16 protein-coding genes are annotated in these 14,800 nt (G+C 45.2%); 11 read left to right on the top strand and 5 right to left on the bottom strand.

Annotated features, from left to right (window positions below):
- The first annotated feature begins 67 nt into the window (after positions 1-67).
- Both PUN35_RS02550 and PUN35_RS02555 read left to right on the top strand, forming a co-directional pair.
- Positions 68-1,420 (top strand): IS1182 family transposase, encoded by a 1,353-nt coding sequence (locus PUN35_RS02550; RefSeq protein WP_014478984.1) that lies wholly within the window; start codon positions 68-70, stop codon positions 1,418-1,420.
- A 4-nt stretch (positions 1,421-1,424) separates the two neighbouring features.
- The gene (locus PUN35_RS02555) at positions 1,425-1,604 is read left to right on the top strand and encodes a hypothetical protein (RefSeq protein ID WP_014480194.1); all 180 of its coding nucleotides are present in this window, start codon (positions 1,425-1,427) and stop codon (positions 1,602-1,604) included.
- On the opposite strand, the gene namA is transcribed toward PUN35_RS02555, so the two are convergent.
- A complete protein-coding gene (namA, locus tag PUN35_RS02560) occupies positions 1,558-2,574 on the bottom strand; it encodes an NADPH dehydrogenase NamA (protein ID WP_003230377.1) in 1,017 nt (338 codons plus the stop codon). The genes PUN35_RS02555 and namA overlap by 47 nt on opposite strands.
- Positions 2,575-2,745: 171 nt before the next feature.
- On the opposite strand from namA, the gene PUN35_RS02565 reads away from it, so the two are divergent.
- A complete protein-coding gene (locus PUN35_RS02565; protein ID WP_014480193.1) occupies positions 2,746-4,389 on the top strand; it encodes a M20/M25/M40 family metallo-hydrolase in 1,644 nt (547 codons plus the stop codon).
- A 40-nt stretch (positions 4,390-4,429) separates the two neighbouring features.
- On the opposite strand, the gene proC is transcribed toward PUN35_RS02565, so the two are convergent.
- Complete coding sequence (gene proC, locus PUN35_RS02570; protein WP_014477264.1) at positions 4,430-5,266, bottom strand: pyrroline-5-carboxylate reductase; 837 nt, start codon at positions 5,264-5,266, stop codon at positions 4,430-4,432.
- Between the two features lie 403 nt (positions 5,267-5,669).
- On the opposite strand from proC, the gene PUN35_RS02575 reads away from it, so the two are divergent.
- From PUN35_RS02575 to PUN35_RS02595, 5 genes are all read left to right on the top strand, one after another.
- Complete coding sequence (locus tag PUN35_RS02575; protein ID WP_014480192.1) at positions 5,670-6,629, top strand: MBL fold metallo-hydrolase; 960 nt, start codon at positions 5,670-5,672, stop codon at positions 6,627-6,629.
- 5 nt (positions 6,630-6,634) lie between these two features.
- The gene (locus PUN35_RS02580) at positions 6,635-7,414 is read left to right on the top strand and encodes an SDR family oxidoreductase (RefSeq protein WP_014480191.1); all 780 of its coding nucleotides are present in this window, start codon (positions 6,635-6,637) and stop codon (positions 7,412-7,414) included.
- Between the two features lie 75 nt (positions 7,415-7,489).
- On the top strand, positions 7,490-8,836 hold the full coding sequence (gene dsdA, locus PUN35_RS02585; protein ID WP_014480190.1) for a D-serine ammonia-lyase: 1,347 nt from the start codon (positions 7,490-7,492) through the stop codon (positions 8,834-8,836).
- A gap of 71 nt (positions 8,837-8,907) precedes the next feature.
- On the top strand, positions 8,908-9,867 hold the full coding sequence (gene coaA / locus PUN35_RS02590) for a type I pantothenate kinase (protein ID WP_014480189.1): 960 nt from the start codon (positions 8,908-8,910) through the stop codon (positions 9,865-9,867).
- Positions 9,868-9,871: 4 nt separating this feature from the next.
- Complete coding sequence (locus tag PUN35_RS02595; protein WP_014480188.1) at positions 9,872-10,258, top strand: VOC family protein; 387 nt, start codon at positions 9,872-9,874, stop codon at positions 10,256-10,258.
- Here PUN35_RS02595 and PUN35_RS02600 read toward each other — a convergent pair.
- The 3 genes from PUN35_RS02600 to PUN35_RS02610 all read right to left on the bottom strand — a co-directional run bounded on the left by PUN35_RS02600 (position 10,255) and on the right by PUN35_RS02610 (position 12,405).
- On the bottom strand, positions 10,255-10,413 hold the full coding sequence (locus tag PUN35_RS02600) for a hypothetical protein (RefSeq protein WP_014477259.1): 159 nt from the start codon (positions 10,411-10,413) through the stop codon (positions 10,255-10,257). The genes PUN35_RS02595 and PUN35_RS02600 overlap by 4 nt on opposite strands.
- A 50-nt stretch (positions 10,414-10,463) precedes the next feature.
- Positions 10,464-11,696, bottom strand: coding sequence for an MDR family MFS transporter (locus PUN35_RS02605; protein ID WP_014480187.1), 1,233 nt, complete (start codon positions 11,694-11,696; stop codon positions 10,464-10,466).
- 502 nt (positions 11,697-12,198) lie between these two features.
- Positions 12,199-12,405: a YqzH family protein gene (locus PUN35_RS02610; protein WP_004398642.1), complete on the bottom strand. Its 207-nt coding sequence runs from the start codon at positions 12,403-12,405 to the stop codon at positions 12,199-12,201.
- A 165-nt stretch (positions 12,406-12,570) separates the two neighbouring features.
- Here PUN35_RS02610 and PUN35_RS02615 point away from each other — a divergent pair, with 165 nt between their 5' ends.
- The 3 genes from PUN35_RS02615 to PUN35_RS02625 all read left to right on the top strand — a co-directional run bounded on the left by PUN35_RS02615 (position 12,571) and on the right by PUN35_RS02625 (position 14,800).
- Positions 12,571-13,809 carry a DNA polymerase IV gene (locus tag PUN35_RS02615; protein WP_010886562.1) on the top strand — a complete coding sequence of 413 codons (1,239 nt, stop codon included), beginning with the start codon at positions 12,571-12,573 and terminating at the stop codon, positions 13,807-13,809.
- Entirely contained in the window at positions 13,806-14,144 is a 339-nt protein-coding gene (locus PUN35_RS02620) for a YolD-like family protein (RefSeq protein WP_014480186.1), read from the top strand. The genes PUN35_RS02615 and PUN35_RS02620 overlap by 4 nt, the downstream gene beginning before the upstream one ends.
- A gap of 185 nt (positions 14,145-14,329) precedes the next feature.
- Positions 14,330-14,800, top strand: coding sequence for a GNAT family N-acetyltransferase (locus PUN35_RS02625; protein WP_014477254.1), 471 nt, complete (start codon positions 14,330-14,332; stop codon positions 14,798-14,800).

Consider the following 14,800-nt stretch of genomic DNA (forward strand, 5'->3'; position numbering starts at 1 on the left):
TTTCTTTAAAATATCCATTCTTCTGTAATAAAATAAAAGAAAGACTTAAAAGGACGGTGTCTTTCTCATGTTCCACACAAGAAACTCTTCTCAAAACACAGCCGAATTTGTTCTGCTTGACCAACTCGTTGAAGAGGATCACCTGCTTCGGAAAATTGATAAACACATAGACTTCTCTTTCATCATTGAAAAGGTGAAACCTTACTACAGTGAAAACAAAGGCCGCCCCTCACTTGATCCGCTTATTTTATTTAAAATGATGTTTATCGGATACCTCTATGGTATCCGTTCAGAAAGACAGCTTGAAAAAGAAATTTACTACAATATGGCGTACAGATGGTTTCTCGGATTGAACATAAACGACCCGGTTCCACACCACTCCACCATCAGCTGGAACAGACGCACACGCTTTAAAGATACAACCATCTTCCAAGACATTTTTGATGAGATCGTTCTTCAGGCCATCAATCATGACATGGTGGGCGGACGAGTCCTATTCACCGACTCCACACACCTTAAAGCCAATGCCAACAAGCATAAATACACAAGAAAAACAATTGCGCAGGATACCCAAAACTATATCAAGGATTTAAATGAAGCCATTCAAGAGGATCGGGAGGAACACGGAAAAAAACCATTAACAGCCAAAGAGGAGGTGAAAGCTGAAAAAGAGATCCGCCACAGTACAACCGATCCGGAAAGTGGCTATCTGTATCGTGAAAACAAACCAGAAGGTTTTTTCTATTTAGATCACCGCACAACAGATATGAAATACAACATTATCACCGATGCCTACGTCACACCTGGAAATGTCCATGATTCTGTGCCTTATCTTGACCGATTAGACCACCAAATCGCACGATTTGGTTTTCAAGTAGAAGCCGTCGCCCTTGATTCCGGATATTTAACGACTCCGATCTGTAAAGGATTATCTGACCGCCAAATCTTTGGTGTCATCGCACATAGACGTTATCACCCTATCCGAGGCTTGTTTCCAAAATGGAAATTTCATTATGACAGTGAACAAGACAGATACATTTGTCCAAATCACCAAACACTTACATACTCAACAACTGACCGAAAAGGCTACCGGTCATATAAATCAAATCCTGAAATATGTTCCTCATGCCCACTGCTTGAAAACTGTACAAAATCAAAGAATCGGCAGAAAGTGATTACTCGACATGTATGGGAAGATCATAAAGAAAAGGTCAGACAAAATCGCTTGTCTGTTTCAGGAAAAAACCTCTACAAAAAAAGAAAAGAAAAAATAGAGCGAAGCTTTGCAGATTCAAAACAGCTGCATGGGCTTCGCTATTGCAGGTTGAGGGGAAAACGAAATGTGAGTGAACAAGTTCTCCTCACAGCCGCATGCCAGAACATGAAGAAGATTGCCACATACCTAGCCAAGCAGGGCTAGGCATGTGGGAGCGCTTTTTCTGCATCTGAAACCTGATGAATATCTAAAGAAACTGTATAAAACAAAAAAGCTTGTAGAAAAAACGTCGTTTTCTCTACAAGCTGAGAGATATCCTCTACAGGATATCTCTTATGGCATTACCAGCCTCTTTCGTATTGAACAGGGGCCGGAATCTCTGTATTGAGCTGTTTCGCAGCAGTTCTTGCAAAGAATGGATCCCGCAAAAGCTCTCTGCCGATAAAGATGAGGTCGGCACGTCCGTTTTGCAGAATTTCTTCAGCCATTGAACCGTCTGTAATCATGCCGACGGCACCAGTAGCCATGTCCGCCTGTTCACGGATTTTCTCAGCGAAGCTGACCTGATAGCCAGGGAATACGTTAATGTCTGCGTGAACAAGGGCGCCTGAGCTGCAGTCAATTAAGTCAACTCCCTGCTCCTTCATCCATTTTGCAAAACCGATGTGATCGGCAATGTCTAAGCCTTTGTCAGTGTAGTCAGAAGCAGATACACGGACAAATAAAGGACCGTCCCATACTTGTTTGACTTCATCAATGATCTCTCTCAAGAAACGATAGCGGTTTTCAGGTGAGCCGCCGTATTCATCTGTGCGATGGTTGGAAAGCGGAGACAAAAATTCATGAATTAAATATCCGTGCGCCGCATGAATTTCAATCACATCAAAGCCGGCTTCTTTTGCGCGGGCAGCCGCTTGCTTGAACTCCTGAACTGTTTCTTTTACTTTTTCTGCTGACATTTCTACAGGTGTTGCTGATTGTTCGTCAAACGCAATCGCCGATGGAGCGAAGATATCTCCTTCAAGCTCAGCTTTACGTCCGGCATGGGCAAGCTGAATGCCGATTTTTGAACCTTGTTCTTTGACCTGCTCAGTCAGTTTTGCAAAGCCTTCAATATGCTCGTCGCTCCAAATGCCTAAGTCTTGGTCAGTGATTCGTCCTTGAGGGTTAACCGCTGACGCCTCTACAATAATCAGTCCGACCTGGCCGATTGCGCGCGATATGTAATGTGCCATGTGGAACGGTGTTAATTTTCCGTCCTTTTCATGAGAAGAATACATGCACATTGGCGACATGACAATGCGGTTTTTTAACGTCATATCTTTAATTGTAATAGGTGTAAATAATTTTCTGGCCATTTCTTTCGCCTCCCGTAAGGTTTTTAGAGATTGATTATATCAAGTCATTTCTTTCCCGTCATATAAACTGCTCAAAAGAACCGCTTTTGTCAAACATTTCTGTATAATAGACGAGAAATCAGTTTATTTTTCAGTATAGAAGCATTTTTATTCATAGGAGGGGCGGAATCAATGAATTGGCAGACGAAGGACGAATTGCTGGCACTTTTAACTTCTCTTGTGCAATACGAAAGCATCACCGGTTCAAAGGGCGAGGCAGCACTTGCAGAGTATCTTTATTTTATTTTGAAGGACAAGCCCTATTTTCAAAATCACCCTGATGATGTAACACTTCATCCGATGGACGATGGCAGATCTTTTCTTACGGCTCTAGTCAAAAAGAAGAATGTCAAAAAGACAGTGCTTCTGCTGAGTCATTTTGATGTCGTTGACATAGAAGATTACGGCGAATTTAAACATATGGCTTGCAAGCCTGCTGAGCTTTTGAGCTCCTTTTTAGAGAAAAAAGAGCTGCTCCCGGAACGGGTGAGAAGAGATGCCGAAAGCGGAGACTGGCTGTTCGGAAGAGGGACGATGGATATGAAAGCGGGGCTTTGTGTTCAACTGTCGATGCTGGAGAGGGCAATGAACGGACATTTTGAGGGCAATCTGCTGTTGATAACGGTTCCGGACGAGGAAGTGAATTCAAGAGGCATGATTGAAGCGGTTCCTGCATTGAAGGAAATGGAGAAAAAGCATGATATCACATTAACTGCTTGCCTGAATGCCGAACCGATGTTTGAAAAATTTCCCGGCGATCAGCAGCAATATTTTTATACTGGAAGCATTGGCAAGGTGCTTGCGGGTTTTTTCTGCAAGGGGATTGAGACACATGTTGGAGAGCCGTTTTCAGGCCTAAACGCAAATTTAATGGTATCTGAGATTAACCGTTTGCTTGAACTGAATGCTGATTATTGCGAAAAGGTTGATGGCGAGGTCACTCCGCCGCCGGTAAACTTAATGCAAAAGGACTTGAAAGAGGCATATTCAGTCCAGACACCGCATACAGCTGTCACATTATTTAATGTGCTGTCAATGAAACGCTCAGCTAGTGAGCTGCATCAGATGCTGCTTAAAACAGCAGAACAGGCGGCGGAGGAAATCATGTCGAACGTTCGGAAGAAAACACAGGATTTTCAACAATTTGAGCCATTTCAGCCGATTGAGCGGGACGTCACTGTTTTGACATTTGATGAGCTGGTCTCGCGTGCAAAAAAGCGTGCGGGGATCTCGGAAACAGAGCGGGCTCTAAATTATGCCTTTGCTAACAGGGGGGAGCTTGGAGACAGGGATTTTTCGACGAAAATTGTTTCTGAGCTTGCTTCGCTTTGTAAGGAGGATGCGCCGCTCATCGTTCTGTTTTATAGTCCGCCGCTTTATCCAGCTGTTTCTTCAAAGGATGATCAATTGATCAGAAATACAGCAGATCAGTTAAAGCATTATGCGGCTGAGCGATACGGCATTGCATTACGGGAAGTTCAGTACTTCCCTGGACTTTCGGACTTGAGTTATCTTCAGCTGGAAAAGCAGGAGGTTGATGCATACACAAGCAATATGCCGCTCTTTAACAGAGGATATTCATTGCCAAGCGGTAAAAATCAGGCTTTATATGTCCCGGTTTTAAATGTCGGTCCGGCTGGTAAAGACCCGCATAAATGGACGGAAAGATTGTATATGCCTTATTCCTTTGAAGTGCTTCCCGATTTGCTTTCATTTACGATCTCCGCGCTATTAAAGCAATCAGAATCTGCCGGCCAGCTGCTGCGGGAAAAATAAAAAACAGAAGGCACTGTACCTTCTGTTTTTGTCCTTACATCTAAGAATGTCTCTCTAAGGCGGCACCGGCAAACTGTTCTTTGATTTCTGCGCTCCGTTTAGCTGTTTCTTCAATACAGTGAATAATTGCTTCTTCAAAGCGGGAGTCCTGTAAAGCGCGAAGACCTGCCTCTGTAGTGCCCCCAGGACTGGTGATTTCTTTACGCAGCTTTTCCGGCTGTTTGCCGCTTTGGAGGAGCATATCTGTTGCCCCTGCCATTGTCTGCAAAATGAGTGCTTTTGCCGTTTCTTTATCTAATCCTACTTTTTGTGCTGCTTTTTCCATCGCCTCAATATAACGATACACATAGGCCGGGCCGCTGCCTGCGATTGCAGTGACAGCGTCAAGATGCCGCTCCTCAACCAGTGTTGCATCACCGATTGTTTCCAATAGAGCTTTTGCGGCAATAATATCATTCTTGCTTGCTTCCGTGCTTACGGAAAATCCGGTTGCTGATTTTCTGATTGCCGCTGATGTATTAGGCATGACGCGAATGACCGCGAGCTTTCTGCCAAAATAATGCTGAATGGTTTCGATGGTAAGGCCTGCAAGTACTGAAATTACAAGCTGATCCTTGATATACGGCCGGATGCTGTCGATGCTTTCCGCCGCGTCTTTCGGTTTGAAAGCGAGGATAATGATATCGGTGTGAGTGAAAAACTCATTTTTATCTCTGCATGGACGCACGCCGTACGTTTCCTTTAATTCAATCAGACGCTCGTCATTTGAGCGATTTGTAATATAGATGTGTTCTGGTTTTGTGATGCCGCTTTGCAAAATGCCGTTGATCATTGCTTCTGCCATTGACCCGGCGCCGACAAATCCTATCTTTTTCATTGATATCCTCCTTCTATCAGAACAACAAAAAACCTTTTCATCACGTAAAGGACGAAAAGGTTCGCGGTACCACCCTCATTAGCACAAATTGTGCTCAGCTCAAATCCCGTAACGCGGGAAACGTTTAGGTTTTCCTAACCGCGACTTGAGGGCAGGTTCTACAAACAAGCGGGCCGCAACACCTTTCAGCCGGGGGTATCGCTCTCTTAGGCCATTGCCTTGTATACTATTCCTCGTCATAGCGTTCTAATGGTTCTCGTTTTAGTTTGTTGTTCATTATGCAATGGCGGACAAGCTGATGTCAATAGCTTTTTCAAAAAGGTTTGTTCTCATTCAGCAATAATGACACAAGACCGAGAAAAAGCTAAAATATGAATAATGAATGAAGACAAGGAGCGAATGGATGACAACTGAAGATGTAATTGCGATCCGCGTCCCGACGCCGTTTGCTGTCGGTGATGTTATCGTTTACCTCGTAAAAGGTGATGCACTGACACTTATTGATGCAGGGCCGAATACAAAAGAGGCTGCCAGAGCCTTACAAGAGCAGCTTGCCGCTGTAAATGTGAAATTGTCAGATATCGAGCAGGTTGTACTGACTCACCATCATGCTGATCATGCAGGCTTGCTTGATGTCTTTTCAGATGAAATCGAAGTGATTGGGCATGCATTCAACGAACCTTATATCAGCCGAAATCAAGCCTTTATGGATTGGCAAAAACGTTTTTTTCAAAAGCTGCTGCCTGAATTAGGCGTTCCATTTGATACGGGGAAGGCGGAAAAGCTGATGCGATCAGCGTACGCATTTTCCTGTACGAGATCTCTGACAAAATCAATCAGAGAAGGTATGGGCATAGATGGGCTTGAGGGCTGGTCTGTGTTGGAGATGCCTGGACATGCTGAATCGCATATCGTTCTGTTCCATGAAAAAAGCGGAAGGATGCTTGGCGGCGATCTACTGCTGGCCAACAGCTCGTCTAATCCGATTTTGGAAGCGCCGAAAGCGGGAGACGTCAGGTCAAAGCCTTTAGTGGATTATCAGCGGTCATTGCGAAGGCTGTCTCAACTTGATCCAACAATCGTATTTCCTGGTCACGGCGAGCCTATCACCAGTGTACAAGCGCTGATTGAGAAGCGTTTTGACAAGCAGAGGAACAGGACGGAGGATGTGCGTCGCATGCTGGATGAAAAGCCGATGACCGCTTTTCAGGTCTGTCAGCAGCTTTTTCCTGCTGTATATGAAAAGGAATTGTTTTTAACGATGTCAGAAACGGCAGGTCACCTTGATGTGTTGGAGGCTGAAGAAGCCATCACGTCATATTGGGAAGGAAATACCGCATACTTTAAAACAATGAAGAGGTGAAATGGGTGAAACATATAGCGGGAAAAAGGATTTGGATAACCGGCGCTTCAGGAGGGCTTGGTGAAAGAATCGCATACTTATGCGCGGCTGAAGGAGCCCATGTCCTGCTGTCGGCTAGACGCGAGGATCGTTTGATAGAAATCAAAAGGAAAATAACCGAGGAATGGAGCGGACAGTGTGAGATTTTTCCTCTGGATGTCGGCCGCCTAGAGGATATTGCCCGGGTCCGCGATCAGATCGGCTCGGTTGATGTACTGATTAACAATGCGGGCTTCGGTATATTTGAAACGGTTTTAGACTCTACATTGGATGACATGAAAGCGATGTTTGATGTGAATGTCTTCGGCCTGATCGCCTGTACAAAAGCGGTGCTTCCGCAAATGCTTGAGCAAAAAAAGGGACATATCATCAATATCGCCTCTCAAGCGGGGAAAATCGCAACACCGAAGTCTAGCCTGTATTCCGCTACCAAACATGCCGTGTTAGGTTACTCAAACGCTTTGCGGATGGAGCTTTCGGGAACCGGCATTTATGTGACAACAGTCAACCCGGGACCGATTCAGACGGACTTTTTTTCCATTGCTGATAAAGGCGGGGACTACGCCAAAAATGTCGGCCGCTGGATGCTTGATCCTGATGACGTAGCAGCTCAAATTACAGCTGCAATTTTTACGAAAAAGCGGGAGATCAATCTTCCGCGTTTAATGAATGCCGGCACTAAGCTGTATCAGCTGTTTCCAGCTCTTGTAGAAAAGCTGGCAGGACGCGCGTTCATGAAAAAATAATGATGGAACTGCCTGTGGTGGAGTGGCTTGTTTCTCACGAGGCAGTTTTTGATAGTGGAAGGGAGAGATTGTTGAATGTCAGTTCATTCAGAAGTCCTTCATGCTCTGCTTAAAGATCCGTTTATACAGAAACTGATTGATGCAGAGCCTGTATTCTGGGCAAATTCAGGCAAGAAAGAGGGGCCATTACCCCGTGCAGATGAGTGGGCAACCGAGATAGCGGAAGCGGAAAAAAGAATGCGGCGGTTTGCACCTTACATTGCCGAGGTGTTTCCTGAGACGAAAGGCGCTAAAGGAATCATCGAATCTCCGCTTTTTGAGGTTCAGCATATGAAGGAAAAGCTGGAAGCGGCATATCAGCAGCCATTTCCGGGAAGATGGCTTTTAAAGTGCGACCATGAGCTTCCGATTTCAGGATCGATTAAAGCGAGGGGCGGGATTTATGAAGTGTTAAAGCATGCTGAAAATCTCGCGCTTCAAGAAGGAATGCTTCGGGAAACCGATGATTACCGCATCTTACAGGAAGAGCGGTTTACCGGGTTTTTCTCCCGCTATTCGATTGCTGTCGGTTCGACAGGAAATCTGGGTTTAAGCATCGGCATCATCGGCGCGGCACTCGGCTTTCGCGTGACAGTGCATATGTCCGCCGATGCTAAGCAGTGGAAAAAGGATCTCCTCCGCCAAAAGGGAGTCACTGTTATGGAGTACGAAACAGATTACAGCGAAGCGGTGAACGAGGGGAGACGGCAGGCGGAACAAGATCCATTCTGTTATTTTATTGATGATGAACATTCTCGTCAGCTGTTCTTAGGATATGCTGTTGCCGCAAGCCGATTAAAAACACAGCTTGACTGTATGAATATACAGCCAAGTCTTGAGACGCCCTTGTTTGTGTATCTGCCGTGCGGAGTCGGCGGAGGACCGGGCGGTGTAGCATTTGGGCTGAAGCTTCTATACGGAGATGATGTTCATGTGTTTTTCGCAGAACCAACTCATTCACCTTGTATGCTGTTAGGGCTTTATTCAGGACTTCACGAGAAGATCTCCGTCCAGGATATCGGCCTGGATAATCAGACTGCTGCTGACGGACTTGCCGTAGGGAGGCCGTCAGGATTTGTCGGCAAGCTGATTGAACCGCTTCTGAGCGGCTGTTATACGGTAGAGGACAATACGCTTTATACTTTGCTTCATATGCTGGCTGTATCTGAAGATAAATATTTAGAGCCCTCTGCTCTTGCCGGCATGTTCGGGCCGGTTCAGCTTTTTTCGACAGAAGAGGGAAGGCGCTATGGTCAGAAATATAAGATGGAACATGCCGTACATGTCGTCTGGGGAACGGGAGGAAGCATGGTTCCAAAAGATGAAATGGCTGCGTATAACCGAATTGGTGCTGATTTGCTAAAAAAACGAAATGAAAAATAAGCAGACAGTGAAAAGGTTTTCCGTTACAATCTTTGTAAGGGTTTTAACCTACAGAGAGTCAGGTGTAAACAGTGAAAAATAAAGAACTTAACCTACATACTTTATATACACAGCACAATCGGGCGTCTTGGTCTGGTTTTGGGGGGCATTTGTCGATTGCTGTATCTGAAGAAGAGGCAAAAGCTGTGGAAGGATTGAATGATTATCTATCTGTTGAAGAAGTGGAAACGATCTATATTCCGCTTGTTCGCTTGCTTCATTTACATGTCAAGTCTGCGGCTGAACGCAATAAGCATGTCAATGTTTTTTTGAAGCACCCACATTCAGCCAAAATTCCGTTTATTATCGGCATTGCCGGCAGTGTCGCAGTCGGAAAAAGCACGACGGCGCGGATCTTGCAGAAGCTGCTTTCGCGTTTGCCTGACCGTCCAAAAGTGAGCCTTATCACGACAGATGGTTTTTTATTTCCTACTGCCGAGCTGAAAAAGAAAAATATGATGTCTAGAAAAGGGTTTCCTGAAAGCTATGATGTAAAGGCGCTGCTCGAATTTTTGAATGACTTAAAATCAGGAAAGGACAGCGTAAAGGCCCCGGTGTATTCCCATCTAACCTATGACCGCGAGGAAGGTGTGTTCGAGGTTGTAGAACAGGCGGATATTGTGATTATTGAAGGCATTAATGTGCTTCAGTCGCCCACCTTGGAGGATGACCGGGAAAACCCGCGTATTTTTGTTTCCGATTTCTTTGATTTTTCGATTTATGTGGATGCGGAGGAAAGCCGGATTTTCACTTGGTATTTAGAGCGTTTTCGCCTGCTTCGGGAAACTGCTTTTCAAAATCCTGATTCATATTTTCATAAATTTAAAGACTTGTCCGATCAGGAGGCTGACGAGATGGCAGCCTCGATTTGGGAGAGTGTCAACCGGCCGAATTTATATGAAAATATTTTGCCGACTAAATTCAGGTCAGATCTCATTTTGCGTAAGGGAGACGGGCATAAGGTCGAGGAAGTGCTGGTAAGGAGGGTATGAAATTGTGCATCATATCGAACTGTATGTCTCTGATTTGGAGGCGTCTAGGCGGTTTTGGGGATGGTTCTTAAAAGAACTTGGCTATAAAGAGTATCAAAAATGGAGCTCAGGCATCAGCTGGAAGAAAGATCGTTTTTACCTAGTGATTGTGCAGGCGAAAGAGCCATTTCTAGAGCCGGAATACCATAGATGCCGAGTCGGTCTGAACCATCTCGCATTTCATGCTGAATCCAAGCTTCAAGTCGATCAGATGACTGAAAAATTGACGGCAAAAGGTTATCGTGTGTTGTACCGAGAGAGGCATCCTTTTGCCGGAGGAGACGGGCATTATGCAGTCTATTGTGAGGATCCGGACCGGATTAAGGTAGAGCTCGTTGCCCCAAGCTGTTAATCGTGATCTTCGGACAGGCTGTTCAGCTTTTTCTCAATGCGATCCAGCTGCGCTTTTCGGTTTTTCGCATACTTGAAGCCTGTAACAGCCGCAAAGATGACAGCGGCAAATATAATAAATACAAACAGCTGAAACATCACATCACCTATATTCATGTTCTTCACCTCATGTTTGCGGGAGAGTTTCATTCTCTTCCGTTTTTTATTTAAAGCGGCTTTTCCAGACGGGAACGGTGTTTTGTGGTCTCCATTTTCATTTGCCGATAGGCGAACGCTAAAAATGGCAGGCCGAGCAGGGTAATGCCGCTCAGGACAGAAAAAATATAAATCGGCCGGCCAGCGCTAAACAGGTCTATACATATCCCCCCGATCCAAGGGCCGATGACGTTTCCGAGCTGTGAAAAACCGATTGCCCCGAAATAAGTGCCTTTTAATCCTGGTTTTGCAATCTGGTCTACATACAAATCCATCATAGAGAATAAAAGAACTTCGCCGATTGTAAATGTGATGACAATCATCACAATTGATGGAACACCGTGCGATACGGTGAAAATGGCCATGCTGATGCTAACCATCACATTACCGAGCATCAGAGAACAAAGCGGCGAAAACCGTTTTGCAAAATGGACAATGGGAAATTGCGTCGCCAACACTACGATTGCGTTTAATGTCAGCATCAGCCCGTACAGCTTCGTTCCATTGCCGATCAAGGGGTTCTGCGCCATATACTGAGGGAATGTGGAACTAAATTGTGAGTAGCCGAAGGTGCATAGCGTAATGCCGACCAAAGCAATGGTAAAAAGATAATCCTTTTGCGTGACCATAAACGCTTCCCGCACGCTCATATTTCGGGACTGGGCTGGTGCTGATAAGGATGGATGTTTTTTAAATTGGAGGGCAAGCACAATTCCGTATAGGCCGTAAATGACTGCAGGCACCAAAAAGGGCGTAGTCGATTGCGATGAGCCGAAATATAGGCCAAGCACAGGTCCGAAGACAACACCGATATTAATAGCTGCATAGCGTAAATTAAAAACTAGCAGTCTCGTTTTTTCTTCTGTCATATCAGACAGCAAGGCCTTTGAAGCGGGCTCAAACAGTGATTTGCAAAGACCGTTTAATGCGTTAACTACAAAAAACACCCAGAGATGAGATGCCGCCGCAAAGCCTGCAAATACCAGCATCCATCCGAAAATCGATACAAGCATCATGTTTTTTCTGCCGAATTTATCTGAGATATATCCGCCGTAAAAGCTTGCGAGGATGCCGACTGATGAGCTCGCGGCAATGACCAGCCCTGCATAGGAAGCTGATGCGCCTTGGACGGCTGTCAAATAAATCGCTAAAAAAGGAATGCTCATCGATGTTGCCATTCTGCCGAAAATGGTTCCGATTATAATTGTCCAGCTGATCGGGTGGATATCTTTCCATTTCTTCATGAATTATATTCTCTCCTGTATGTATGATCTTTCTCTATCATATATGAAAAAATTTCCTTCTCCAATAGATCGTTCAAAATATTTCGTTATTGACATGTAGTATGCCTGATTGTATGGATGGCAATATACTATGCGTTGAGGATGCGTGTGGCTGACGGAGTTTACATCTTGAAAGAAGGAAAATGACTGGATGTCCGATGAAAAGCAAAGCGATTGGTCAGTGAGAGTGTCTGTTTGAAACAATAAAGGAGTTTAAGCCGCCAGGATGCGGATCATATCGGCAGCAAAACCGGATATGAGATCGCTGAAAACCGTCATGCCGCATGACAGAAGAGAGAGCGCATCTCTTCGGTTGAATCAAGGATGGTAATCGCGTAATCGTGGACAGCTTATTCCATTTTGCGGGAGCGCTGTCGTATGACTTTGAGACTGTTTATTTGTTTCAGGCGGTGTTTTCAAAGGGAAGCCGCATCAGCGGCTGAAAGAACTGACAGTCATGCGTTTAAGAGAACAGGCCTTGGTTTGTGACATAGTCATAAATGATATCTTCTATATGCGCATGCAGATCCTCATCCGGTTCTTCATTCCGTCTCTCTTGTAGAGCCGCTTTCAGGCTTTGTTTTTCATACGGGCTTAACGGATCTATAGCAACGTTTCTGCCGTATTGACGCAATGCCTGTCCCAGCATTTTTTCGACAAATTTCTCCATCATGACTCTCCTATCCTTATGCTTCGCTTTTATTCTACTAAATGTTTTTCTTCTCTCAAACCCTTGGATCATATTTTCTGTCAGACAAGAATCATTTACCAGTATAAAACGAACATACTTTCGCATATAATGAAAAACGAACATAAGTTCTTTTTAGAGGTGTGTATGATGAAAGAAAAAGTGATTTTTCTCGTTGACATGCAATCGTTTTATGCATCTGTAGAGAAAGCGGAAAATCCACATTTGAAAAATAGGCCCGTCATTGTTTCGGGTGACCCTGAAAAAAGGGGCGGAGTGGTATTGGCTGCCTGCCCGCTGGCGAAACAAAAAGGTGTGGTGAATGCTTCACGGCTGTGGGAGGCGCAGGAAAAGTGTCCTGAGGCTGTTGTGCTCCGGCCGCGTATGCAGCGGTATATTGATGTATCACTGCAAATTACGGCCATTCTCGAGGAGTATACAGACCTTGTGGAGCCTTATTCCATCGATGAACAGTTCATGGACATTACAGGCAGCCAGAAGCTGTTTGGGACGCCGATGGAGATCGCGAAAAGCATTCAGGGCAGAATCATGCGGGAGATCGGCGTTTATGCGCGGGTCGGAATCGGCCCTAACAAAGCGCTGGCCAAAATTGCGTGTGACAATTTTGCCAAAAAGAATAAAAACGGTATTTTTACCTTAACGAAAGAAAATATGAAAACCGAAATGTGGCCGCTCCCGGTGGGCAGCATGTTTGGCGTCGGGAGCCGCATGAAGCATCATTTAAATCGAATGGGCATCAGCACGATCGGCGGGCTCGCGGCTTTTCCGCTCGATCTTTTAAAAAAGAAATGGGGCATTAACGGCCACGTGCTGTGGATGACGGCAAACGGAATCGACTATTCCCCTGTGTCAACTTCGTCTCTGGACGGGCAAAAGGCGATAGGCCATGGAATGACTCTCCCGAGAGACTACGAACACTTTGACAAAGAAATCAAGGTCGTATTGCTTGAGCTGAGTGAAGAGGTGTGCAGGCGAAGCCGAAACGCCGGGGTCATGGGGCAGACAGTGTCAGTGAGCTGCCGGGGTGCTGATTTTGATTGGCCGACGGGCTTCAACCGGCAAGTGAAGCTGGCAGAGCCGACTAATTCTACGCAGGATGTATATGAGGCTGTACGCCGGCTGTTTCTTACATTTTGGGACGGGAAACCTGTCCGCCGTCTCGGTGTCAATCTGTCTCAGCTCTCATCTGATGACATATGGCAGCTCAATTTATTTCAGGATTATGCAAAGAAAATGAGCCTAGGCTATGTGATGGACGGCATTAAAAATCGATTCGGCGACACAGCAATCATCAGGGCGGCGTCACTGACAGCGGCAGGCCAGGCATTTGAACGCGCGGCTAAAATAGGGGGGCACTATAAATGAACGACCATTTAAAAAGGGGCAACCTGCTGTGGGAAGGGAGCAGGATGTTTCTGCCGGAACATAAGCAAAGCCTGCTGGAGAGAAAGCGCCTTAAACAGAAGCTGCAAAAGCCGATCCTTGACCCCGATAAGCTGGAAGAGATGAATCAAACGCTTTGCGCCGCGATGGAGTTCGCTCAGGATATCACTGTCAGCTGCTTTCAGGACGGTGAGATTGTCCGCTGCACCGGGAAGATCTGCCGGTATGAAGAGTTTGAAAAAGCAGTATGGATAAAAGGAGACGAGGATCATCTTTATAAGCTGAAACTTGATCAAGTGCTTGATATTGTGCTGTAAAGTCTCTCCTCCTGCTTGGGGGAGAAATAGGCGTAAAATGATCAAACATTGTTCCCTCGGCAGTCTGGAAACGTATGATAAAGGAAAGAAGGCATTTACAATTCCAGCCAGGCAAAATATAATTTTTATATTGTGAGAAAAAGAGCTGACATTCGTTTTGCCAGACGGAGGGAGATCAAATCGTAATGGATATTCGAACAATCACGTCTTCAGATTATGAAATGGTAACGTCTGTACTGAATGAATGGTGGGGCGGCAGACAGCTGAAAGAAAAATTGCCGAGACTATTTTTTGAGCATTTTCAGGACACAAGCTTTATTACATCCGAACATAACAGCATGACCGGATTTTTAATCGGATTTCAATCGCAATCGGATCCTGAAACGGCGTACATTCATTTTTCCGGTGTGCATCCAGATTTCAGAAAAATGCAAATTGGGAAACAATTGTATGATGTATTTATCGAAACAGTAAAACAAAGAGGCTGCACCCGGGTGAAGTGCGTCACTTCACCTGCGAATAAGGTATCAATCGCATATCACACAAAATTGGGGTTTGATATTGAAAAGGGCACCAAGACGGTAAATGGCATCTCAGTGTTTGCAAACTATGATGGCCCGGGCCAAGACAGGGTACTGTTTGTCAAAAACATATGA

Source organism: Bacillus sp. N3378-2at (genome assembly GCF_033412715.1).
Taxonomy (GTDB): Bacteria; Bacillota; Bacilli; order Bacillales; family Bacillaceae; genus Bacillus; species Bacillus subtilis.